This window comes from Stenotrophomonas rhizophila (assembly GCF_003651185.1).
In the GTDB taxonomy this organism is placed as follows: Bacteria; Pseudomonadota; Gammaproteobacteria; order Xanthomonadales; family Xanthomonadaceae; genus Stenotrophomonas; species Stenotrophomonas maltophilia_Z.
The window spans coordinates 157974-177828 of sequence record NZ_RCDC01000007.1; the positions used below are offsets into that span (position 1 = coordinate 157974).

The 19855-nt window shown below is 67.4% G+C and carries 23 protein-coding genes; 8 read left to right on the plus strand and 15 right to left on the minus strand.

Going from position 1 to position 19855, the window contains the following annotated elements:
- Window positions 1–6: 6 nt before the first annotated feature.
- Both proC and BCL79_RS16835 read right to left on the minus strand, forming a co-directional pair.
- Window positions 7–828, minus strand: a complete 822-nt coding sequence (proC, locus tag BCL79_RS16830; protein WP_121043104.1) for a pyrroline-5-carboxylate reductase — start codon at window positions 826–828, stop codon at window positions 7–9.
- Window positions 829–855: 27 nt separating this feature from the next.
- Window positions 856–1536, minus strand: a complete 681-nt coding sequence (locus BCL79_RS16835; RefSeq protein WP_121043106.1) for a YggS family pyridoxal phosphate-dependent enzyme — start codon at window positions 1534–1536, stop codon at window positions 856–858.
- Window positions 1537–1644: 108 nt separating this feature from the next.
- On the opposite strand from BCL79_RS16835, the gene BCL79_RS16840 reads away from it, so the two are divergent.
- From BCL79_RS16840 to BCL79_RS16855, 4 genes are all read left to right on the plus strand, one after another.
- On the plus strand, window positions 1645–2682 hold the full coding sequence (locus tag BCL79_RS16840) for a type IV pilus twitching motility protein PilT (RefSeq protein WP_019185385.1): 1038 nt from the start codon (window positions 1645–1647) through the stop codon (window positions 2680–2682).
- 51 nt (window positions 2683–2733) lie between these two features.
- Window positions 2734–3870: a PilT/PilU family type 4a pilus ATPase gene (locus BCL79_RS16845; protein WP_121043108.1), complete on the plus strand. Its 1137-nt coding sequence runs from the start codon at window positions 2734–2736 to the stop codon at window positions 3868–3870.
- Between the two features lie 113 nt (window positions 3871–3983).
- Window positions 3984–4559 carry a hypothetical protein gene (locus BCL79_RS16850; protein WP_121043110.1) on the plus strand — a complete coding sequence of 192 codons (576 nt, stop codon included), beginning with the start codon at window positions 3984–3986 and terminating at the stop codon, window positions 4557–4559.
- A 133-nt stretch (window positions 4560–4692) separates the two neighbouring features.
- Window positions 4693–5676: an aldo/keto reductase gene (locus BCL79_RS16855; protein ID WP_121043112.1), complete on the plus strand. Its 984-nt coding sequence runs from the start codon at window positions 4693–4695 to the stop codon at window positions 5674–5676.
- An 88-nt stretch (window positions 5677–5764) separates the two neighbouring features.
- On the opposite strand, the gene BCL79_RS16860 is transcribed toward BCL79_RS16855, so the two are convergent.
- A complete protein-coding gene (locus BCL79_RS16860) occupies window positions 5765–6586 on the minus strand; it encodes an alpha/beta fold hydrolase (RefSeq protein WP_121043114.1) in 822 nt (273 codons plus the stop codon).
- A 230-nt stretch (window positions 6587–6816) separates the two neighbouring features.
- On the opposite strand from BCL79_RS16860, the gene BCL79_RS16865 reads away from it, so the two are divergent.
- Window positions 6817–7524 (plus strand): YitT family protein, encoded by a 708-nt coding sequence (locus BCL79_RS16865; RefSeq protein ID WP_121043117.1) that lies wholly within the window; start codon window positions 6817–6819, stop codon window positions 7522–7524.
- Between the two features lie 7 nt (window positions 7525–7531).
- Here the strand turns inward: BCL79_RS16865 and BCL79_RS16870 are convergent, their stop codons facing one another.
- Complete coding sequence (locus BCL79_RS16870) at window positions 7532–8671, minus strand: hypothetical protein (protein WP_147433920.1); 1140 nt, start codon at window positions 8669–8671, stop codon at window positions 7532–7534.
- Window positions 8668–9204 (minus strand): DNA-3-methyladenine glycosylase I, encoded by a 537-nt coding sequence (locus tag BCL79_RS16875; RefSeq protein WP_121043121.1) that lies wholly within the window; start codon window positions 9202–9204, stop codon window positions 8668–8670. Before BCL79_RS16875 ends, BCL79_RS16870 begins: the two co-directional genes overlap by 4 nt.
- A 109-nt stretch (window positions 9205–9313) precedes the next feature.
- Here BCL79_RS16875 and BCL79_RS16880 point away from each other — a divergent pair, with 109 nt between their 5' ends.
- From BCL79_RS16880 to BCL79_RS16890, 3 genes are read left to right on the plus strand one after another with little or no spacing between them, the layout of a single operon-like run.
- Window positions 9314–9880, plus strand: coding sequence for a YqgE/AlgH family protein (locus BCL79_RS16880; protein WP_121043123.1), 567 nt, complete (start codon window positions 9314–9316; stop codon window positions 9878–9880).
- A complete protein-coding gene (gene ruvX / locus BCL79_RS16885; protein ID WP_121043125.1) occupies window positions 9873–10370 on the plus strand; it encodes a Holliday junction resolvase RuvX in 498 nt (165 codons plus the stop codon). The genes BCL79_RS16880 and ruvX overlap by 8 nt, the downstream gene beginning before the upstream one ends.
- Before the next feature lie 16 nt (window positions 10371–10386).
- Window positions 10387–11337, plus strand: coding sequence for an aspartate carbamoyltransferase catalytic subunit (locus BCL79_RS16890; protein WP_121043128.1), 951 nt, complete (start codon window positions 10387–10389; stop codon window positions 11335–11337).
- 254 nt (window positions 11338–11591) lie between these two features.
- On the opposite strand, the gene BCL79_RS16895 is transcribed toward BCL79_RS16890, so the two are convergent.
- From BCL79_RS16895 to BCL79_RS16940, 10 genes are all read right to left on the minus strand, one after another.
- Entirely contained in the window at window positions 11592–12047 is a 456-nt protein-coding gene (locus BCL79_RS16895; protein WP_121043130.1) for an REP-associated tyrosine transposase, read from the minus strand.
- A 329-nt stretch (window positions 12048–12376) separates the two neighbouring features.
- On the minus strand, window positions 12377–13177 hold the full coding sequence (locus BCL79_RS16900) for a prolyl oligopeptidase family serine peptidase (protein WP_121043132.1): 801 nt from the start codon (window positions 13175–13177) through the stop codon (window positions 12377–12379).
- 67 nt (window positions 13178–13244) lie between these two features.
- A complete protein-coding gene (locus tag BCL79_RS16905) occupies window positions 13245–13511 on the minus strand; it encodes a hypothetical protein (protein ID WP_121043135.1) in 267 nt (88 codons plus the stop codon).
- A gap of 13 nt (window positions 13512–13524) precedes the next feature.
- A complete protein-coding gene (mgtE, locus tag BCL79_RS16910) occupies window positions 13525–14886 on the minus strand; it encodes a magnesium transporter (RefSeq protein WP_088432828.1) in 1362 nt (453 codons plus the stop codon).
- A gap of 129 nt (window positions 14887–15015) precedes the next feature.
- Window positions 15016–16737, minus strand: a complete 1722-nt coding sequence (gene ptsP, locus BCL79_RS16915) for a phosphoenolpyruvate--protein phosphotransferase (RefSeq protein ID WP_121043137.1) — start codon at window positions 16735–16737, stop codon at window positions 15016–15018.
- A gap of 59 nt (window positions 16738–16796) precedes the next feature.
- Window positions 16797–17066: an HPr family phosphocarrier protein gene (locus BCL79_RS16920; RefSeq protein ID WP_121043139.1), complete on the minus strand. Its 270-nt coding sequence runs from the start codon at window positions 17064–17066 to the stop codon at window positions 16797–16799.
- Complete coding sequence (locus BCL79_RS16925; protein ID WP_019185401.1) at window positions 17059–17451, minus strand: PTS sugar transporter subunit IIA; 393 nt, start codon at window positions 17449–17451, stop codon at window positions 17059–17061. Before BCL79_RS16925 ends, BCL79_RS16920 begins: the two co-directional genes overlap by 8 nt.
- 106 nt (window positions 17452–17557) lie before the next feature.
- Window positions 17558–18454, minus strand: a complete 897-nt coding sequence (gene rapZ, locus BCL79_RS16930; RefSeq protein ID WP_183073811.1) for an RNase adapter RapZ — start codon at window positions 18452–18454, stop codon at window positions 17558–17560.
- The gene (gene hprK, locus BCL79_RS16935; protein ID WP_019185403.1) at window positions 18451–19401 is read right to left on the minus strand and encodes an HPr(Ser) kinase/phosphatase; all 951 of its coding nucleotides are present in this window, start codon (window positions 19399–19401) and stop codon (window positions 18451–18453) included. Before hprK ends, rapZ begins: the two co-directional genes overlap by 4 nt.
- Window positions 19398–19850, minus strand: a complete 453-nt coding sequence (locus BCL79_RS16940) for a PTS sugar transporter subunit IIA (protein ID WP_121043141.1) — start codon at window positions 19848–19850, stop codon at window positions 19398–19400. The genes hprK and BCL79_RS16940 overlap by 4 nt, the downstream gene beginning before the upstream one ends.
- Window positions 19851–19855 lie beyond the last annotated feature (5 nt).

Genomic DNA, 19855 nt, shown 5'->3' on the forward strand with positions numbered 1-19855 from the left:
TGGTCGTCAATCATTCGCCGCCGACAATGCCTGCCCGCGCGTCGTCGCCGCGTCGATCGCGCGCGCGACCATGGCTTCAAAGCCGTCGGCCTGGAAACGCTCGATCGCGGCCTGGGTGGTGCCATTCGGCGAGGTCACGCGGCGACGCAGTTCGGCCGGGGCTTCGCCGGATTCATCGAGCATGCGCGAGGCACCGAGCAGCGTCTGCACCACCAGCGTGCGGGCCGCGTCGGCGGGCAGGCCCTGGGCGATACCGGCCGCTTCCATCGCTTCGGCCAGCAGGAACACGTAGGCCGGGCCACTGCCGGAGACGGCGGTGACGGCGTCCATGCGCGCTTCGTCATCGATCCACACGGTGCGGCCGGCGCTGGCCAGCACGGTGTCGGCCTGCGCGCGCTGCGCGGCGCTGACCGTGGCGGTGGCGAACAGTCCGGTGACACCGGCGCCGAGCAGGGCGGGCGTGTTGGGCATCGCGCGGACCACCGCCATGCCACCGCCCAGCCAACGGTCCAGCTGGCCGCTGGTGATGCCCGCGGCGATGGAGACCACCAGCGGTTGCTTGCCTTGGGCGATACCGGTCAGCGAGGCGCAGACATCGCGCAGCACCTGCGGCTTCACCGCCAACACCCAGACCGTGCCCTGCGCGGCGGCCTCGCTCGCGCTGGCGTAGGTCTTGATGCCGAATTCGGCGGTCAGCTGCTCGCGCAGGTCGGTCACCGGCTCGGCGACATGCAGGCTGGCCGGGGCCACGCCCTGGCGGACCAGGCCGGCGATCAGGCTGCGGGCCATGTTGCCGCCGCCGATGAAGGTGATGGGGGACGTACTCATGAACTCTCCTTGGAGCGGGCGGGGCACTCAGGCCGGTCGCGGGCGGGCGCCGAACAGCGCGGTGCCGATGCGGACCAGGGTGGCGCCATGGGCGATGGCCTCAGGGTAATCGCTGCTCATGCCCATCGACAGCGTATCCACGTGCGGATGCGCTGCGGCCAGTGTGGCGAACTGCGCGGCCATGCGGGTGAAGGCGGCCTGGCGACGCTCGGCGTCCGGCCAGGGCGCGGGGATCGCCATCAGCCCGCGCAGGCGCAGCTGCGGCGCCGCGGCGATGGCGGCGGCGAGGGTATCGATGTCTTCCGGCGCGCAGCCGTGCTTGCTGTCCTCGTCATCGATGTTGACCTGGATCAGCACGTTCAGCGGCGGCCGGCCGGGTAGGCGGTGCGTGGCCAGCGCGGTGACCAGCTTGGGCCGGTCCACGCTCTGCACCCAGTCGAAATGGCGGGCAGCCAGCTCGGCCTTGTTGGACTGCAGGTGCCCGATCAGGTGCCATTCCAGGCCCAGCGCCGCCAAGGCCTCGATCTTGGCCAGCGCCTCCTGCACGTAGTTCTCCCCGAAGGCGCGCTGGCCCTGCGCGGCCAGGGCCTGCACGGCCTCGGCCGGCTGCGTCTTGGAGACCGCCAGCAGGACCGGATCTGGCCGCCCGGCGGCCACCGCCGCGTTGTGCAGGTTCGTCAGGATGGCAGGCAGGGTCTGGATGGTCACGGCGGGTCCGGTGGATCAGGGGCTGGAGCGTATTGTGCACATCTCGCTCTATACTGCCGCCCGGGGAAAGAACCTTCCAGTCGCAGCAGTCATGGGGAGTAGCAGCGCATGGATATCGCCGAACTATTGGCGTTTTCTGTAAAGAACAAAGCGTCGGATCTTCATCTGTCGGCCGGCCTGCCGCCTATGATCCGCGTTGACGGCGATGTCCGTCGCATCAATATTCCGGCCCTGGACCACAAGCAGGTCCACGCGCTGGTGTACGACATCATGTCGGACAAGCAGCGCCGCGATTACGAAGAATTCCTCGAGGTCGATTTCTCGTTCGAGATTCCCTCGCTGGCGCGCTTCCGAGTCAATGCCTTCAACCAGAACCGCGGCGCGGGTGCGGTGTTCCGTACCATTCCCTCCGAGGTGCTCACGCTGGAAGACCTGGCCTGCCCGCCGATCTTCCGTGAGCTGATCGATCAGCCGCAGGGCCTGATCCTGGTCACCGGCCCGACCGGTTCGGGCAAGTCGACCACGCTGGCGGCGATGATCGACCACATCAACAAGAACGAATACGGCCACATCCTCACCGTCGAGGATCCGATCGAATTCGTGCACACCTCGCAGAAGTGCCTGATCAACCAGCGCGAAGTGCATCGCGACACGCACGGCTTCAACGAAGCGCTGCGTTCGGCCCTGCGCGAAGACCCGGACATCATCCTGGTCGGCGAACTGCGCGATCTGGAAACCATCCGGCTGGCGCTGACCGCCGCCGAAACCGGCCATCTGGTGTTCGGCACGCTGCACACCAGCTCGGCCGCCAAGACCATCGACCGCATCATCGACGTGTTCCCCGCCGGCGAAAAGCCGATGGTGCGCTCGATGCTGTCCGAGTCGCTGCGCGCGGTAATCTCGCAGGCGCTGCTGAAAAAGGTGGGGGGTGGGCGTACGGCCGCCTGGGAAATCATGGTGGGCACCCCGGCCATCCGCAACCTGATCCGCGAGGACAAGGTCGCGCAGATGTACTCGGCGATCCAGACCGGCCAGCAGATGGGCATGATGACCCTGGACCAGCACCTGCAGGATCTGGTCAAGCGCAGCCTGATCACCCGCAACCAGGCGCGCGAGTACGCCAAGGACAAGCGGATTTTCGAATAGTGGTAGTGCCGGCCGCTGGCCGGCTCCTGAAAACCTTCGGAGTACACCGCGATGAGCACCACCACCATCGACTTCACCTCGTTCCTCAAGCTGATGGCGCACCAGAAGGCGTCGGACCTGTTCATCACCGCGGGCATGCCCCCGGCGATCAAGGTCAACGGCAAGATCTCGCCGATCACCCAGACACCGTTGACGCCGCAGCAGAGCCGCGACCTGGTGTTGAACGTGATGACGCCGGCGCAGCGCGAAGAGTTTGAAAAGACCCACGAATGCAATTTCGCCATCGGCCTGTCCGGTGTCGGCCGCTTCCGCGTGAGCTGCTTCTACCAGCGCAACCAGGTCGGCATGGTGCTGCGCCGGATCGAGACGCGCATTCCCACCGTGGAAGAGCTCAGCCTGCCGCCGATCATCAAGACGCTGGCGATGACCAAGCGCGGCATCATCCTGTTCGTCGGCGCGACCGGTACCGGTAAATCGACCTCGCTGGCGGCGATGATCGGCTACCGCAACCACAACTCGACCGGGCACATCATCACCATCGAAGACCCGATCGAATTCGTTCACAAGCACGAGGGCTGCATCATCACCCAGCGCGAAGTGGGCATCGATACCGACAGCTGGGAGGCGGCGCTGAAGAACACCCTGCGCCAGGCGCCGGACGTGATCATGATCGGCGAGGTGCGCACCCGCGAGGGCATGGACCACGCCATCGCCTTCGCTGAAACCGGCCACCTGGTGCTGTGCACGCTGCATGCCAACAACGCCAACCAGGCGATGGATCGCATCATCAACTTCTTCCCGGAGGACCGCCGCAACCAGTTGCTGATGGATCTCTCGCTGAACCTCAAGGGCGTGGTCGCCCAGCAGCTGATTCCCTCGCCGGATGGCAAATCGCGCAAGGTCGCGATGGAGATCATGCTCGGCACGCCGCTGGTGCAGGATTACATCCGCGACGGCGAGATCCACAAGCTCAAGGAAGTCATGAAGGACTCGGTGCAGCTTGGCATGCGGACCTTCGATCAGAGCCTGTTCGAGCTGTACCAGGCCGGCGAAATCAGTTACGAAGACGCACTGCGCTACGCCGATTCGCAGAACGAAGTGCGCCTGCGCATCAAGCTCTCGCAGGGTGGCGATGCACGCACGCTGTCGCAGGGCCTGGACGGGGTGGAGATTTCGGAAGTCCGCTGACACAGGGGGCTTCAACAGGCGGCGCGACGCTGCGATAGTCGCGCGGTCCCGGGCAACCGGGCTGCAGGGGGCGCCGGCACCTCGCCGGTATCAACGCATCAGGTGATGGGCATATGGACATGCACGATCCGTATCGCGCGCCGGCGACCGCGCCGACGGCTTCTCCCGTACTGCCGGCGGCGACCTTTGCCGCCACCGATGTCGCACCGTATTACTCGCCACCCACGCTGAAGATCGCGGCGTTGTCGCTGACCACGCTGGGCATCTATCCGGTGTACTGGTTCTGGCGCAACTGGCGGGCGATCAAACGTCAAACCGGCGGCGATCAGTGGCCGTGGGCGCGTGCGTTGTTCTCGCCGCTCTGGTCGTTCCTGTGTTTCAGCGATCTGCGCAACGCCGCCAGCAATCATCGTCGCCCGCTGGCGTTCGCACCGGGGCTGCTCGGTGTCGCCTACTTTCTGCTCAATTTCTCCAGCCGCTTTCCCAACGCCCTGTGGCTGTTCGCATTGTTCAGCTTCGTTCCGCTGCTGCCGGTCAACAGCCTGCTGCGCCGCTACCACCACGACGAGGGCATGGACATGCGGGCGTATGACCGCTTCGGTGTGTGGCACATCCTGGTGGTGATCTTCGGCGGGCTCTTCCTGCTGATCGCATTGGTCGGCACCTTCGTGCAGGGCGCCACACGGTAGGCCCCGGCGTATCGGTGAGCATTGATGAGCCACGCTCATCACCGACAGCACTGCGCGGCATCCAATCTTCGCCGCCGACAGGGCTATCGTGGCTGTCTCCCATGATGCCGGTCCCACCGGCAGGAGTACCCCCATGCAGACACGTGAACTGGGCCGCAGCGGCCTGCGGGTTTCGGCCCTCGGCCTGGGCTGCATGGGGTTGAGCTACGGCTATGGGCCGGCCACCGACCGCACCGAGGCGATCGCGCTGCTGCGCGCCGCCGTCGAGCAGGGCGTGACCTTCTTCGATACGGCCGAAGCCTACGGACCCTTCTTGAACGAGGAACTGCTCGGCGCGGCGCTGGGCCCGTTCCGCGACCAACTGGTGATCGCCACCAAGTTCGGCTTCAAGGATGGCCATGCCGACGCCGGCCTGGACAGTCGCCCCGCGCGTATCCGCGCGGTGGCCGAGGCCAGCCTGGTGCGCCTGAAGACCGACCGCATCGACCTGTTCTACCAGCACCGGGTGGACCCGAACGTGCCGATCGAAGACGTGGCCGGCACGGTCAAGGACCTGATCGCCGAGGGCAAGGTGAAGCACTTCGGCTTGTCCGAGGCCGGTGCCGATACCATCCGCCGCGCGCACGCGGTGCAGCCGGTGGCCGCCCTGCAGAGCGAGTACTCGCTGTGGTGGCGCGAACCGGAGCAGAGTGTGCTGCCGGTACTGGAGGAACTGGCCATTGGCTTTGTGCCGTTCAGTCCGCTCGGCAAGGGCTTCCTGACCGGCGCGATCAACGCCGACACCGCGTTCGCCGCCGACGACTTCCGCAACAGCGTGCCGCGGTTTGCAGCTGAAGCGCGCCAGGCCAATCAGGCGTTGGTGGATCGCATCACCGCAATCGCCGCCGACAAGGGCGCGACGCCGGCCCAGATCGCCTTGGCCTGGTTGCTGGCGCGCAAGCCGTGGATCGTGCCGATTCCCGGCACGACCAAGCTGCACCGCCTGAAGGAAAACCTGGGCGCGGCGGCCGTGGTGTTGAGCGATGCGGAGCTGCAGCAGATCGGTGCGGCGCTGGACAGCGTCGCCATCGTCGGCGATCGCTACAACGCCGAGCGGCAGAAGCTGGTCGCGCGCTGAGCGGGGCGGTGGTAGCGCACGACCCACGGTCGTGCGCTACCGGTGCAACGCATCCCGGGTAGGTGCCGACCGTGGGTCGGCACACGCCTCACCCGCGAATGAAGGCCAACAGATCCGCATTGATCACGTCCGCGTGCGTCGTGCACATGCCGTGCGGAAAGCCTTTGTAGACCTTCAATGTGCCGTGCTTGAGCAGCTTGATCGCCAGCTCCGCTGAATCCGCGATCGGCACGATCTGATCGTCATCGCCATGCAGGATCAGCACCGGCACGTCGATCTTTTTCAGGTCGTCGGTGAAGTCGGTTTCCGAGAAGGCTTTGATGCAATCGTAGTGCGCGTTGATCGCGCCCATCATGCCTTGCCGCCACCAGTTGTCGACGATGCCCTGCTGCGGCGGCGTGCCCTCGCGGTTGAAGCCGTAGAACGGAATCGGCACGTCGCGGTAGAACGCCGCACGGCCCGCGACCAGTGCCTGGCGGAAGCCATCGAAGACCTCCCTCGGCGTGCCGCCCGGGTTGGTCTCGCTCTTGACCATGATCGGCGGCACCGCACCGATCAGCACGGCCTTGGCGACGCGCCCGGGTTTGGCCTGCGCCACGTAGTGCGCGACTTCGCCACCGCCGGTGGAATGGCCGATGTGGATCGCATCGCGCAGGTCCAGGTGATCGGCCAGCGCGTTGACGTCCGCGGCGTAGGTGTCCATCTCATGCCCGCCGCTGGTCTGCGAGGAGCGGCCATGGCCGCGGCGGTCGTGGGCGATCACGCGATAGCCCTGCAGCAGGAAGAACTGCAGCTGGGTGTCCCAGTCATCGGCGCTGAGCGGCCAGCCGTGATGGAACACGAGGGGCTGACCCTTGCCCCAGTCCTTGTAGAAGATCTCGGTCTTGTCGGCGGTGGTGACGTAGGGCATGGCACGGAACTCCTGGGGGGAGGGATGGGCGGTGCGGGTGCTGCCCGTGCATGCTGCGTCGACAGGGTGTTCAGCTGGCATGAAAGGTGGCCGTGCGTGCGCGTCTTCCCGGGCAGACAGCCCAAGGCCACGAGGCGGGGGCGTGAAGAACAGGCCGCTGAATCAATCTCCCCAGCAACTGTCACGCCGATCGTGTCTAATACCGCTCCCCACGTCACACCCCCACCCCCATGTCCCTTGATTCCCATGGCCCCGCGCCGTGCGACGACGCTGACGGCCACCTGGTCACCGCAGGCCCGCTGACCCCGCCACCGGACAGCGCCGGCACCGTGGCCGACCAGAAGGCGCTGCGCCATTCGGTGGCCGAGGACGTGCAGGGCATGGTCCTGGCGACCCTGGTGGCCTCGCTCGGCCTCGCGATCTTCGCCAAGGGCGGGCTGATGATCGGCGGTATGGCCGGGCTGGCCTTCCTGGCCCACTACACCTTCGGCTGGAACTTCGGCCTGGTGTTCGTCCTGGTCAACCTGCCGTTCTACTGGGTGGCCGTGCGCCGCATGGGCTGGGAATTCACCCTGAAGACCTTCGCGGCGGTCACCGCCTGCGGCGTGCTGACCGACCTGCTGCCGCGCTGGGCCGATTTCGCCCACATGAGCTCGCTGTACTCGGCGATCGTGGGCGGGGCCCTGGCCGGCCTGGGCATCCTGTTCTACATCCGCCACCGGGCCAGCCTGGGCGGCATCGGCATCCTGGCGGTGTACCTGCAGCGCACCCGCGGCTGGAGCGCCGGCAAGGTACAGATGTCGTTCGACACGCTGCTGATGTGCGTGGCGTTCTCGGTGCTGTCCCCATCCAAGGTGATGTACTCGGCGATCGGTGCGGTGGTGCTCAGCCTGGTGCTGATGTTCAACCACCGCCCGGGCCGCTACATGGGCGTCTGACGCCCGGTCATTCCCCCTGCGGCGGCACCGGCACGACGGTCACGCCGGAGACCCAGCGGCGGCTGCGCAGGTCCAGCGTGGCCACCTGCTCGCCAGGGCCGCGGTACAACCACAGCTGGCAGCACAGGGCATGGTCGCCGGCATAGCTGCTGCGCAGCGCGATGAGCGTGGCGCTGTAGCACTGCTTCCCCGAGCGGATCACGGTGTCGGCGGCGGTATCGAAGGTGTAGCTGCCGGCGCCGCGCCACGGCCAGATCTCGGCCTCGCCCGGATCGGTGCCGGGGGGCACCGGGCAACGCGCCTGCGCGTCGCCAAAGTGCGCCACGCCGTCGCCATCGAGGGTCAGCGCGGCCAGCAGGCGCTCAATGTGCTTGAGCAGGCGCCGGTCGGCCGCGATCGCCGTGGCGTTCGCGTCCAGCGGTTCGCCGTCGACATGCATCACCGGATCGGCCAGCCGATGCTCGCGGCCATAGCGCACCTTCAACTGCACCGTGGGGCTGCGCTCGCGCGGGTCGGCGGACAACGGCCGGTTCAGCAGCAGGGTATCGCCGTAGTAGTCGCCATCGCGGTAGGCGATGTAGCTGACCCCGTCGATGCGCAGCCAGTACAGCCCCTGATCGCTGCCACGCCCGCTGAGGCCGTATTGGCCCTGCGCCCAAGGGCGCTGCGGGTCCAGGGAGGTCGGCACCACGAAGCCGTGTTGTGGATCCCGCCGCAGCATGTCCACCTGCGTGTACAGACCGGTGCCGCCGCTGTAGGCGCTCTGCACCAGGTCACGCTGGCCGTCGCCATCCAGATCGAGCAGGGAGAGCGACAGCTCGCCCATCTCCACCGGCACGGTGTGCTGGGCATCCGTCTCGCGCAGGTAGCGGGTCACCGCGTCCCACTCCGCCGGGGTGACGTTGGCAGGGCGCACCAGCGCGGGCAGCGGCGCATCGCTGTCGCCGGCCACCGGAATCTGCAGGTCGATCCCCGTCTCGTCGCGGTAGCGGGCCAGCACGGTATCGATCGGGGCCGGATCATCGGCGGGCAATGCGGCGATCTCCGCGCGCAGGCGCTCCAGCACGCCGTCCAGATCGCTTGCTGCAGCCAGCGGGGGCAGGCTCAGGGCAGCGAGCAGCGCAGCCCGCACTACCGGGTGCGTCACTTCCGGCGCCAGGCCGGCTTGAGCGTGTCGATGCGCTTGAACACCGGGCAGTCCGGGCGGTGCGCGCCGGGCAGGTAGCCCAGGCTCATGAGGAACTCGCCGGTGATCTCCCCGCCGGTAAAGCGGAAGGTCTTCTTGAACAGCTTCACCCAGCCGGCCTTGTCCAGCGGATGGTGGGCATCCAGCCAGCCGGCGAAACTGCCGTGGCTGGCCCGCAGCTGCTGGATCACCTGGGCGTTGTGGACCGCCGCGTGCACCTTGAGCCGGTTGCGGATGATCCGGGCATCGTTGAGCAGGCGCTCGATGTCGCGCTCGCCATAGGCGGCTACCGTGTCCACGTCGAAACCGTCGTAGGCCGCGCGGAAGCCCTCGCGCTTCTTCAGTATGGTCTCCCAGCTCAGGCCGGCCTGGTTGATCTCCAGGATCAGGCGCTCGAACAGTTCGCGCTCCTCGCGCTGCGGGAAGCCGTACTCGTGGTCATGGTAGTGGCCGTGGACCGGATGGCCGGGGGCGATGAGGCAGTAACCGGACACGTGCAGCTCCTTGCGATGGCGGATCAGGCATGCGGGCCGGAGCGCGCGTGCAGGCCTGCATTATGTCAGCGCGAAAGCGCACATCACGGCCAGCGGCTAGAATGGGGCCATGTCTGAACTGTCCACTTCGCTTGCCCACCACCTGCTGGTCGCGCTGCCGTCGCTGACCGACCCCACCTTTGCCCGTACCGTGGCGCTGATCTGCCAGCACGACGAGAACGGCGCCATGGGCGTGCTGGTCAACCAGCCCTCCGAGTACACCCTCGGCGAAGTGCTGGCCCAGATGGAGATCACCACCACCAGCGACACGCTGCCTGCCCAGATCGTGCTCAACGGCGGCCCGGTGCATCCCGAGCGCGGCTTCGTGATCCATGACGATGCGCGCAGCTGGGATTCCAGCCTGGCCGTGGGCGAGGGCGTGTTCCTCACCACCTCGCGCGACATCCTTGAAGCCATGGCCCGTGGCGAGGGCCCGCGCAACGCGCTGGTCACCCTGGGCTGCGCCGGCTGGAGCGAGGGGCAGCTGGAATCCGAGCTGGCCGAGAACAGCTGGCTGGCCGTGCCGGCCGACGCCGAGCTGTTGTTCAGCACCCCGTTCGAACAGCGTTGGCAGGGTGCGGCGGCACGTATCGGCGTGGACCTGTTCCGCCTCACCGATTACAGCGGTCATGTCTGAGCCGGCCACGCCAGCGCCCGCCGCGCCCGCGCCGCCGACCATCCGCCGTGATGGCACGGTGCTCGGCTTCGACGTCGGTTCGCGCCGCATCGGCGTGGCCATCGGCAGTTCGTTCGGCACCCATGCGCGTGCGATCGCCGTGGTCGATGTCCACGGCAACGGCCCGGACTGGACCGCGGTGGAGCGCCTGATCAAAGAGTGGCGGCCGGACGGCCTGGTGGTCGGCGACCCGCTGACCCTGGACGGCCAGGACCAGCCCAACCGCAAGCGTGCGCAGGGCTTTGCCCGCCAGCTGCGGGAACGTTTCAAACTGCCGGTGGTGCTGGTCGATGAGCGTTCCAGCTCGGTCGAGGCGGCACGCCGGTTCGCGGTCGAGCGCGCCGAAGGCCGCAAACGCCGCCGCGATGCCGCTGCACTCGATGCAGTGGCCGCGGCGGTGATCATCGAACGCTGGCTCTCCTGCCCGGATGACGCCACCCCCGTTTCCTGACCCTCAGACCCTGCCCATGACCGCCTCGCAACTCGATTCCGATGGACGCCTGCGTCACCTGCTGACCCTGGAAGGTCTGCCCCGCGAAACCCTGCTGCAGCTGCTCGACCGCGCCGGCCAGATCCGCGATGCGGCCGTCGGCCGGGTCGGCAACAAGCGTCACGTGCTCGGTGGCTCGGCGGTCTGCACGCTGTTCTTCGAACCGTCCACGCGCACCCGCAGCTCGTTCCAGTTGGCCGCGCAGCGCTTGGGCGCGGACGTGCTGAACTTCGACGCCTCCACGTCCTCCACCCGCAAGGGCGAGACCGCCTGCGACACGCTGAAGAACCTGGAGGCGATGGGCGTGCGCGGCTTCGTGGTGCGGCATCCCGATGATGGCGCGGTGGCGGCGCTGGCCGCGGCGGCGGGCGAGGGCACCGCCCTGGTCAACGCCGGTGATGGCCGCAGTTCGCATCCCACCCAGGGCCTGCTGGACATGCTGACCCTGCGCCAGGCCAAGGGCAGTGATTTCTCGAAGATGAAGGTGATCATCGTCGGCGACGTGAAGCACTCGCGCGTGGCCCGCACCGACCTGCATGCCTTGCGCACGCTGGGCGTCGGCGAGATCCGCGTGTGCGGCCCGCAGTCGCTGCTGCCGGATGATGACACCCTCAAGGGCTGCATCGTTGGTCAGGATTTCGACGCCATGCTGGAAGGCGCCGACGCGCTGATGATGCTGCGCCTGCAGCGCGAGCGCATGGAGGAAGGCCTGGTGCCCTCGCTGGAGCAGTACCACGCGCAGTACGGCCTGGATGCCCCGCGCTTGAAGCGTGCCGGCACCGATGCCGCCGTGTTGCACCCGGGCCCGATCAACCGCGGCGTGGAAGTCACCGACGAAGTGGCCGATGGCCCGCAGTCGTGGGTGCTGCGCCAGGTCGCCAACGGCGTCGCCGTGCGCATGGCGGTGCTGGAGACGTTGTTGGGATAAGACGTCTCGGCCCACGGTAGGCATCGACCGTTGGTCGATGCGCATGACCGGTAGTGCCGGCCGCTGGCCGGCTCCGCAGAAATCCCAACAGCACGCCGGTAGTGCCGGCCGCTGGCCGGCTCCGCAGAAGTCCCAACAGCACGCAGGTAGTGCCGGCCGCTGGCCGGCTCCGCAGAAATCCCAACAGCACGCAGAGTAGTGCCGGCCGCTGGCCGGCTCCCGATGTCTGTTGCGGAGCCGGCCAGCGGCCGGCACTACCGGTCATGAGGCCATAGGGTCCATGCGTACGGGTAGTCTCCGATCTGCTCTGAAAGCCCTGCACGGATCGGATTGCCGAGGATGTAAAGGGCATGCCGATGCAGCGACTCGTCGCAACGCACGGCGTGATCGTGGTAACCGGCTTGCCAGAACGAACCACCACGACCCAGCGATCGATTGATCGCCAACGCAGTCGATGATTTCAAGCGTCGAGCGATATCGGCAAGTGGCTTAGCTTCCAGTTCCACCAACCAGTGCAGATGGTCGGGCATGACGACCCAGGCAAGGGATCGTGCATATCCACGTTCGTCCATTTCCTTCAGGCCGAACATCGCGATCGCGGAAACGTCGGGATCATCAAACCAACGCCGACGGTTGTGGCAGACCATCGTAAGGACGTAGGTCTGCCCTGGAATCGAACAGCGCCCTGCGCGTAGCCGAGAAGAACTCATGGTGCATCGTCATTGATTCCGCAGGCCCGCGGTGTCGGGCAAGGCCGCAAGCGCTTATCGCGGAATACCACGAGAGCGTAGTGCCGGCCGCTGGCCGGCTCTGCATGACCCACAACGTGACGGGGTAGTGCCGGCCGCTGGCCGGCTCCACGGAGCGTCTGCGATCACGAACAGCATGGCGCGATGACGGAATGTTGCAGAGCCGGCCAGCGGCCGGCACTACCTGAAGCTGCGAGGATTTCTGCAGAGCCGGCCAGCGGCCGGCACTACTTGACGCTGTCAGAATTTCTGCGGAGCCGGCCAGCGGCCGGCACTACCGAAAATGCCCATCATCGCTTCTGCGCGAACAGCCACGCCCACATCGCCGCATCGGCATAGGTGGCGTCCCAGGCGTTGTGGTTTCCTTCGGGGTACTCGGTGTAACGCACATCCTTCGCGCCGGCCTGCTGGAACGCGGCGTGCAGCTTGCGGTCGTCGTCCGGCGGCACCACGTCGTCCAGCGCGCCATGGAACATCCAGATCGGGACGTCGCGCAGGCGCTGGGCAATGGCGGCGTACGGATCGGCCTCGTGGGCGACATCCTCGACGAACAGGGTGGGGCGCACCGCGCGCGGGGCCAGCACCGCGCCGCACACCGGCACGATCGCGGCGAAGCGCTGTGGCGCGTCCAGCGCGATGTTCCAGCTGCCGTAGCCGCCCATCGACATGCCGGTCAGGTACTGCCGCCGCGGATCAGCGCCGAATTCGGCGATGGCGGCATCCAGTGCGGCCAGCGCGATGCGGTTGTTCTCGCCCGACCATTCCTGGTCATCCGGCGTCTGCGGCAGCACGACCAGCGCGGGGAAGGTGGCGGCGTGCTGGCGCAGGTACGGCCCCAGCCCGGCCTGGGTCTGGCGGCGGCCGTCGCGGCCACGCTCACCGGAGCCATGCAGGAACAGCACCACAGGCAATTCGCCGCGTGAGGCGGCGGCGTTGCGCGGCACGAATACCTGGTAATACGCGGTCTGCCCATCCACTTTCACCGCACGGCCGACGAACTGGCCACCGGAGCCAGCCGGGGTGCTCGCACAGCCGGCCACCGTCATCATCGCCACCGCCCACAGCAGCCATCCACCCCAGCGTCGTGCCATTGTCGTGCCCTGATTGAAATCGTTTTCAGTCTAGGCCCGGTGGTGCGCCGGAGCATCTTGCAGTGCATCAGTGCGGGCGCGGTGCCGCGGCGAGGATGTCCAGCTGTTCGATCGCCTCGGGGTGACCGTCGGCGGCGGCCGCCTGCACCTGCGCCAGGCTGGGGTGGACCACCAGCAGGATCAGGTTCTCGCACTGCGGGCAGTCGAACTGGGCTTCGTCTTCGTGCAGTTCCATCGGCATCTGCCGCGCGCTGCCCTGCCATTCGCAGGCGGCGCAGGTATAGGTCGCGTCGCGCCAGCCGGGCTGGAAGTATTTGTCGAGGGTCAGGGCCATGCGGGGTCCAGGGTCAATGCAGCAGGATCAGGCTGGCCAGGCCGAGGAAGCTGAAGAAGCCCATGACGTCGGTGACGGCGGTGACCACCACGGTACCGGCCACGGCCGGATCGACGTTCATGCGCTTGAGCAGCAGCGGCAGCAGGACGCCGGCCAGGGCCGCGGCGCAGAAGTTGATGATCAGCGCCATCGTGATCACCAGCGAGAGCAGGAAACTGTGGAACCAGAGGTAGGCGATGATGCCGACCACGGTGCCGATCAGGGTGCCGTTGATCAGCGCGACCCGCGATTCCTTCCACAGCAGGATGCGTGCGTTGCTCTGGCCGACCTGGCCCAGCGCGATGCCACGCACCATCAGGGTCAGCACCTGCACGGCGGCATTGCCGCCCACGCCGGCCACGATCGGCATCAGCACGGCCAGCGCCACCACTTTCTGCAGGGTCAGCTCGAACTGGCCGATCACGCTGGCCGCCAGGAACGCGGTACACAGGTTGATGCCCAGCCAGACCACGCGGCCGCGCACGGCGCGCTTGATCGGCGAGAACAGATCTTCTTCTTCGTCCAGGCCGGCGGCGCCCAGCGCCTGGTGCTCGGCCTGCGAGCGGATGATGTCGACCACGTCATCGATGGTGATGCGGCCGAGCAGGATGTTGTTGTCGTCCACCACCGGGGCGGAGACCCAGTCATGATCGGAGAACTGGCGCGCGACTTCATCGGCGCTCTCGCCGACATCGATCGCCGGCTGCTCGTCATCGATCAGGCGGTTGATCGGGGTGTTGTCCTCGTGCGTCACCAGCGCGGCCAGCGACAGGCGGCCCAGGTATTGATGGCGGCGGCTGACCACGAACAGGTGATCGGTGTGGTCGGGCAGTTCGCCGCGCAGGCGCAGGTAGCGCAGCACCACATCGACATTGACGTCGGCGCGCACGGTCACCACGTCCGGGTTCATGAGGCGGCCGGCGCTGTCCTCGGGATACGACAGCACCTGCTCGAGCCGCTCGCGGTTCTCGCGGTCCATCGACTTGAGCACTTCATCGATGACCGTGTCCGGCAGGTCTTCGACCAGATCGGCAAGGTCATCGATGTCCAGGTCTTCGACCGCGGCGATGATCTCGTCCGGGTCCATGTCGGCCAGCAGGCTTTCGCGCACTTCCTCGCCGACGTGGACCAGCACCTCGCCGTCGTCTTCCGGATCGACCAGGCCCCAGACAATCTCGCGCTTGCCCGGGGGCAGCGATTCGAGCAGGTTGCCGATTTCCGCCGGCGCCAGGGTGTTGACCAATCGACGGACCGGACCCAACCGCCCGCTGTCCAGTGCATCGGACAACAGCCGCAGCTGGCGCGCCGTCTTGTCGTGGCGTACGGCTTCGGCCATGCGCAGCTCCTGCGGAAAAAGAAAAGGCCGCTATCCGGTAGAGGATGCGGCATGGGCGGTGGTCACCGCGTCATTATCGCGCGCTTACATGTCAATCCGGTAGGCCATCACCGTAGGCGATGGCAACCGTCATGCCGTCGCCAGGCTCGCCTTCTCGATCCAGCGTTCGATACCGCGGCGGTCGCGTGCCTGCAGCAGCTTGGGCGCCATTGCCTGCAGCACCGACAGATCGCTCTCGCGCACCGCGCGGCGCACTTCCAGCAGGGTGCCCGGGTGCAGGCTGAATTCCGTCAGGCCCAGGGCCAGCAGCAGGCGGGTCATCAACGGGTCGCCGGCGATCTCGCCGCAGACCGCCACCGGAATGTTGTACGCCTGGCCGGTGCGCAGGATGTGCGCGAGCAGGCGCACTACCGCCGGGTGCAGCGGCGAGTACAGCTCGCCGACCGCCTCGTTGTTGCGGTCGGCGGCGAGCAGGTACTGGACCAGATCGTTGGTGCCGATCGAGAGGAAGTCGACCAGATCGATGAAACTCTCCAGCGCGATCGCCGCGGCCGGCACTTCGATCATCGCGCCGAACGGGATGTGCTCGGCCACTTCGTGGCCTTCCGCGCGCAGCAGCTCGGCCTGCTTGGCCAGGCGCCGGCGGACCGCAAGGATTTCCTCGCGGGTGCTCACCATCGGGATCAGGATGCGCAGCTTGCCGTAAGCCGAGGCGCGCAGGATCGCGCGCAGCTGGGTGTCGGCCACCTTCGGCCGCGCCAGCGACAGGCGCACGCCACGCAGGCCCAGCGCCGGGTTTTCTTCGTTGCTCAGGGTCAGCCCGGTGCGGTCGGCCTTGTCCGCGCCCAGATCCAGGGTGCGGATGGTGACCGGCCGCCCGCTCATGCCGAGGGCGGCATCGCGGTAGGTTTCGAACTGCTCCTGCTCGTCCGGCAGCTCGTTGCGCTGCAGGAACAGGAATTCGGTGCGGTACAGGCCCAGCCCGTGCGCGCCCAGCGCATGCGCCTGGGTGACGTCTTCGCTGGACTCGGCATTGGCGAGCAGGGCGATATCGACGTTGTCGCGGGTGCGGCTGGGTTTGGTGCGCAGGCGCCCGAGTTCGCGCTGCTCGCGCGCGTGCTCGCGCAGGCGCACGCGGTAGTCACGCAGGTCCTGTGCGTGGGGGTTGATGGTGACCGTGCCATCGCTGCCGTCCATGATCAGCACGTCGCCATCGGCCACCTTCTGCAGCACGTTGGGGACGTTGACGATCAACGGCAGGTGCAGGCTGCGCGCCAGGATCGCGCTGTGCGAGAGCGCGCTGCCCCCGGCGGTGACGATGCCGACCACGCCGTGGGCCTGCAGCTGGGCCAGCTCGGAGGGGGCGATGTTGTCGCAGATCAGGATCTCGCCGGCCATGCCTTTGACGTCCGGCGGGCGCTTCTGCAGGAACGCATGGATGCGCCCGATCACATGGTCCAGATCGTCCATGCGGCTCTTCAGGTAGGCATCGTCCATGCCATCGAAGACCTTGGCCAGCCGATCGCGCTGCACGCGCAAGGCGTAGCCGGCGCTGTAGGGGCCACTGCGGATCAGTTCGTCCAGGCCGAACAGCAGCTCGGGGTCATCCAGCAGCAGGGCATGCAGATCGAGGAATTCGCCGACCTCCTGGTTGAGCGCGCCATGCAGGCGCTGGCGCAGCTCGTGCATTTCGCCACGGGCCGCTTCCACGGCCACGTGCAGGCGCTCCAGCTCAGCCTCGATCTTGGCCGGCGCAATGCGCTGCTCGGCCACTTCCAGGGCATGCGGCAGGCGCACCCGGGCACGGCCCAGGGCGTTACCGCGCGAGGCACCGTGGCCGGACAACAGCATCGCCCCGGACGCGGTCCGGGCCGGTGCGGAGGATCCCGATCGCGGCTGCCCCCCCATGCTCAGTTGTCCTCGTCGAAACGCCGCTCGAACAGGGCGACCACCGCGTCCATCGCGGCGACTTCGTCTTCGCCCTCGATGCGCACGGTGACCGGGGTGCCCTGGCCGGCGGCCAGCAGCATGACGCCCATGATGCTCTTGGCATTGATCTCACGGCCTTTGGCGGCCATGGTCACGTTGCAGCGGAAGGGCGCCAGCTCCTGCACCAGCTTGGCAGTGGCGCGGGCATGCAGGCCCAGGCGGTTGGAAACAGTGAGTTCACGTTCAAGCATCGTCGACAATCGCTCCATTGCGAGTGCCTGCCGCGGCTGTGGCAGGCAGTTGATCCAGTCCCTGTTCCGGATAATTCATCACTCGCATCAACATCGGCAGGCTCAGCGCCGAAACCCGGCGTGCCGGGGTGCCCAGACGAGCCAGTTGCCCGGCCAGATTGCTGGGGCTGGCGCCGTACAGGTCGGTCAGGATCAGCACGCCCTGGCCACTGTCCACCCGGCGCAAAGCGGCCGAGGCGAGCGGGAGCAGGACGTCCATATCTGCGTCGAACGGTACTTCGAAAGCTTCGGTCTTCAGCGGCAGGTGCCGCAGCAGACGGGTCGCCACGTCCAGCAGGGCCGTGCCGACACCGGGATGAGTTACGAGGAGAATGCCACAGGTCATTCCCGAACGTTAACAGGTCAACATGAATTGGCGATAGCACGCGTGAAAGACTGCTGTGTTCCGCGGTTCAGCGTGTCGATGCCGGCCGCCGCCGGCAGTGCCGTTTTCAGTCCAGTTCGCGGTGGAAAGTGGCCACTTCCGGCCAGCCCTGGTCACGGGCATGGCGGGCCATGCGCTCGGCCATGTACACCGAGCGGTGCTTGCCGCCGGTGCAGCCGAAGGCGACGGTGACATAGCTGCGGGTGTCATTGCCCAGCCGCGGCAGCCAGGTATCCAGGAAATCGACCAGCTGGCCGGCGTAGCGCTGCACATCGGGCTGTTCGTCCAGGTGCTCGCGCACGCCGGCATCGCGGCCGGACAGCGGGCGCAGCTCCGGGTCCCAATGCGGATTGGGCAGCACGCGCACGTCGAACACGAAGTCCGCTTCGGCCGGCACGCCGCGCTTGTAGGCGAACGATTCGAACAGCAGCGAGAGCTTGTTGCCGTGGGCCAGCGCGAACTCGGTCACCACCTTGCGGCGCAGCTGGTGCACGTTGAGGTGGCTGGTGTCGATCACCGCATCGGCGGCGGCGCGCAGCGGCGCGGTGAGTTCGCGCTCGCGGGCGATCGCTTCGGGCAGCGACAGCCCGAGCTGGCTCAGCGGATGCCGGCGGCGGGTGTCGGCGTAGCGCTTGAGCAGGGTTTCATCGGTGGCATCGAAGAACAGCAGCTGCGCATCCAGGCCGGCCGCCTTGGCATCTTCGCGCCAGTGCGAGAGCTGGGTCAGGTCACTCTGCGCGCGCACGTCGATGCCGACCGCCAGCCGGCGCGGGGCCTCGCGGCCCGGATCACCGAGCAGGCTGCGCACGAAATCGGGCAGCAGGTCGATCGGCAGATTGTCCGAGCAGTAGTAATCGAGATCTTCGAAGGTCTTCAGCGCGACCGTCTTGCCGGACCCGGACAGGCCACTGACGATGATCAGGGTGGCGGCGGTCGGGGCGGAGGCGGGGGCGGGTGTGGTCATGGCGTGCGGCGTTCCAACATGTTGCTGTGGCGGGCGATGAACATCGCGGCCGGGTCGATGCCCTTGGTCCGCAGGATGTGCAGGCGCGTGGCGGCTTCGGTCAGCACGGCCAGGTTGCGGCCGGGCATCACCGGCAGGGTGATCAGCGGCACATCCAGGTCCAGCACGTGGCGGGTACCCGAGTCGCCGGTCAGGCGTTCATAGCCGTAGGGGGTGGGTTCGGTCATCGGCTTGGTCAGGTGGACGATCAGCCGAAGGTACTTGTTCTTCTTTACCGCCGTGTCACCGAACATCTCGCGCACGTTGAGCACGCCCAGGCCGCGGACTTCCAGCAGGTCCTGCAGCAGCTCCGGGCAGGTGCCGTCGAGCACGTCCGGGGCGATCTGGGTGAACTCGGGGGCATCGTCGGCGACCAGGCGGTGGCCACGGCTGAGCAGCTCCAGCGCCAGCTCGCTCTTGCCCGAGCCGGCTTCCCCGGTGATCAGCACGCCGATGGAATAGATCTCCATGAATACGCCATGCAGGATCACCCGCGGCGCCAGCGTGCGCGCCAGGTGGTAGGACAGGTGGTTGAGCAGTTCGTGGCCGCGTTTGGGTGAAATCCACAGCGGGGTCTGCGATTCGTCCGCGGCGGCGCGCAGGTCTTCCGGGCAGGACTGGTTGCGGGTGATCACCAGCGCCAGCGGATGGGACTGCATGATCCGCTCGATGGTCTCCCAGCGCTGGCGTGAGTCCAGCGAGTCCAGCCAGGACAGTTCCTCCGTCCCCAGGATCTGCACTTTGTTGGGGTAGATCGCGTTGAGGTAGCCGGCCAGCGAGGGGCGGCGAGAGACCTTGTTGCCGGCCTCCAGCTCACGGCGCTCGCCCTGCTGGCCGGCGACCCAGCGCAGGCTCAGGCGGTCACGCTGCTGTTCGAACAGTTCGCGCGCGGTGATGCTGGTATTCATGCGGCACTCGCCGGCGGGGGGAATTCGATGACCCGGCGAAGCTCGTCGCCGTCGCGCGCTTCGCGCAGCGCCTGGCGGATGGCCGGCTCGGAGAACAGCTCGGCCAGCTCGGAGAGCAGCATCAGGTGTTGATGGGTGTAGTGCGCAGGGACGGCAATCGCGAAAACCAGGTCGACCGGTTCATCGCCGCCGAATTCCACCGGCGATTCCAGCCGCAGCAGGGCACCGCGGGGGCGTTCAAGCAGGGGGGCACGGCCGTGTGGAATGGCGATGCCGTGGCCGATGGCGGTGCTGCCCAGCGTCTCGCGCTGGCACAGGTTCTGGTAAAGCAGCTCGGCGTTGGCTTCGCGGCAGGCCAGCAGACGGGCTGCGGCCTTCAGCACGCTGTCGCGATCGGCGGCCGGCAGCACTTGCGTGCGGACGGCCGCCAGAAGATCAGTCAGAGGCATGTCGG

Bases quoted from the DNA above. Each gene is read 5' to 3' on its own strand.
- BCL79_RS16900 (WP_121043132.1), bottom strand. From the start codon at position 13,177: ATGGCACGACGCTGGGGTGGATGGCTGCTGTGGGCGGTGGCGATGATG.
- BCL79_RS16905 (WP_121043135.1), bottom strand. From the start codon at position 13,511: ATGGCCCTGACCCTCGACAAATACTTCCAGCCCGGCTGGCGCGACGCG.
- BCL79_RS16920 (WP_121043139.1), bottom strand. From the start codon at position 17,066: ATGCTTGAACGTGAACTCACTGTTTCCAACCGCCTGGGCCTGCATGCC.
- BCL79_RS16840 (WP_019185385.1), top strand. From the start codon at position 1,645: ATGGATATCGCCGAACTATTGGCGTTTTCTGTAAAGAACAAAGCGTCG.
- mgtE (WP_088432828.1), bottom strand. From the start codon at position 14,886: ATGGCCGAAGCCGTACGCCACGACAAGACGGCGCGCCAGCTGCGGCTG.
- BCL79_RS16860 (WP_121043114.1), bottom strand. From the start codon at position 6,586: ATGCCCTACGTCACCACCGCCGACAAGACCGAGATCTTCTACAAGGAC.
- proC (WP_121043104.1), bottom strand. From the start codon at position 828: ATGAGTACGTCCCCCATCACCTTCATCGGCGGCGGCAACATGGCCCGC.
- hprK (WP_019185403.1), bottom strand. From the start codon at position 19,401: ATGAATACCAGCATCACCGCGCGCGAACTGTTCGAACAGCAGCGTGAC.
- BCL79_RS16925 (WP_019185401.1), bottom strand. From the start codon at position 17,451: ATGACCTGTGGCATTCTCCTCGTAACTCATCCCGGTGTCGGCACGGCC.
- ptsP (WP_121043137.1), bottom strand. From the start codon at position 16,737: ATGCTGTTGTCCGGCCACGGTGCCTCGCGCGGTAACGCCCTGGGCCGT.
- BCL79_RS16850 (WP_121043110.1), top strand. From the start codon at position 3,984: ATGGACATGCACGATCCGTATCGCGCGCCGGCGACCGCGCCGACGGCT.
- BCL79_RS16845 (WP_121043108.1), top strand. From the start codon at position 2,734: ATGAGCACCACCACCATCGACTTCACCTCGTTCCTCAAGCTGATGGCG.
- BCL79_RS16880 (WP_121043123.1), top strand. From the start codon at position 9,314: ATGTCTGAACTGTCCACTTCGCTTGCCCACCACCTGCTGGTCGCGCTG.
- BCL79_RS16865 (WP_121043117.1), top strand. From the start codon at position 6,817: ATGTCCCTTGATTCCCATGGCCCCGCGCCGTGCGACGACGCTGACGGC.
- BCL79_RS16890 (WP_121043128.1), top strand. From the start codon at position 10,387: ATGACCGCCTCGCAACTCGATTCCGATGGACGCCTGCGTCACCTGCTG.
- ruvX (WP_121043125.1), top strand. From the start codon at position 9,873: ATGTCTGAGCCGGCCACGCCAGCGCCCGCCGCGCCCGCGCCGCCGACC.
- BCL79_RS16895 (WP_121043130.1), bottom strand. From the start codon at position 12,047: ATGAGTTCTTCTCGGCTACGCGCAGGGCGCTGTTCGATTCCAGGGCAG.
- BCL79_RS16940 (WP_121043141.1), bottom strand. From the start codon at position 19,850: ATGCCTCTGACTGATCTTCTGGCGGCCGTCCGCACGCAAGTGCTGCCG.
- BCL79_RS16855 (WP_121043112.1), top strand. From the start codon at position 4,693: ATGCAGACACGTGAACTGGGCCGCAGCGGCCTGCGGGTTTCGGCCCTC.
- rapZ (WP_183073811.1), bottom strand. From the start codon at position 18,454: ATGACCACACCCGCCCCCGCCTCCGCCCCGACCGCCGCCACCCTGATC.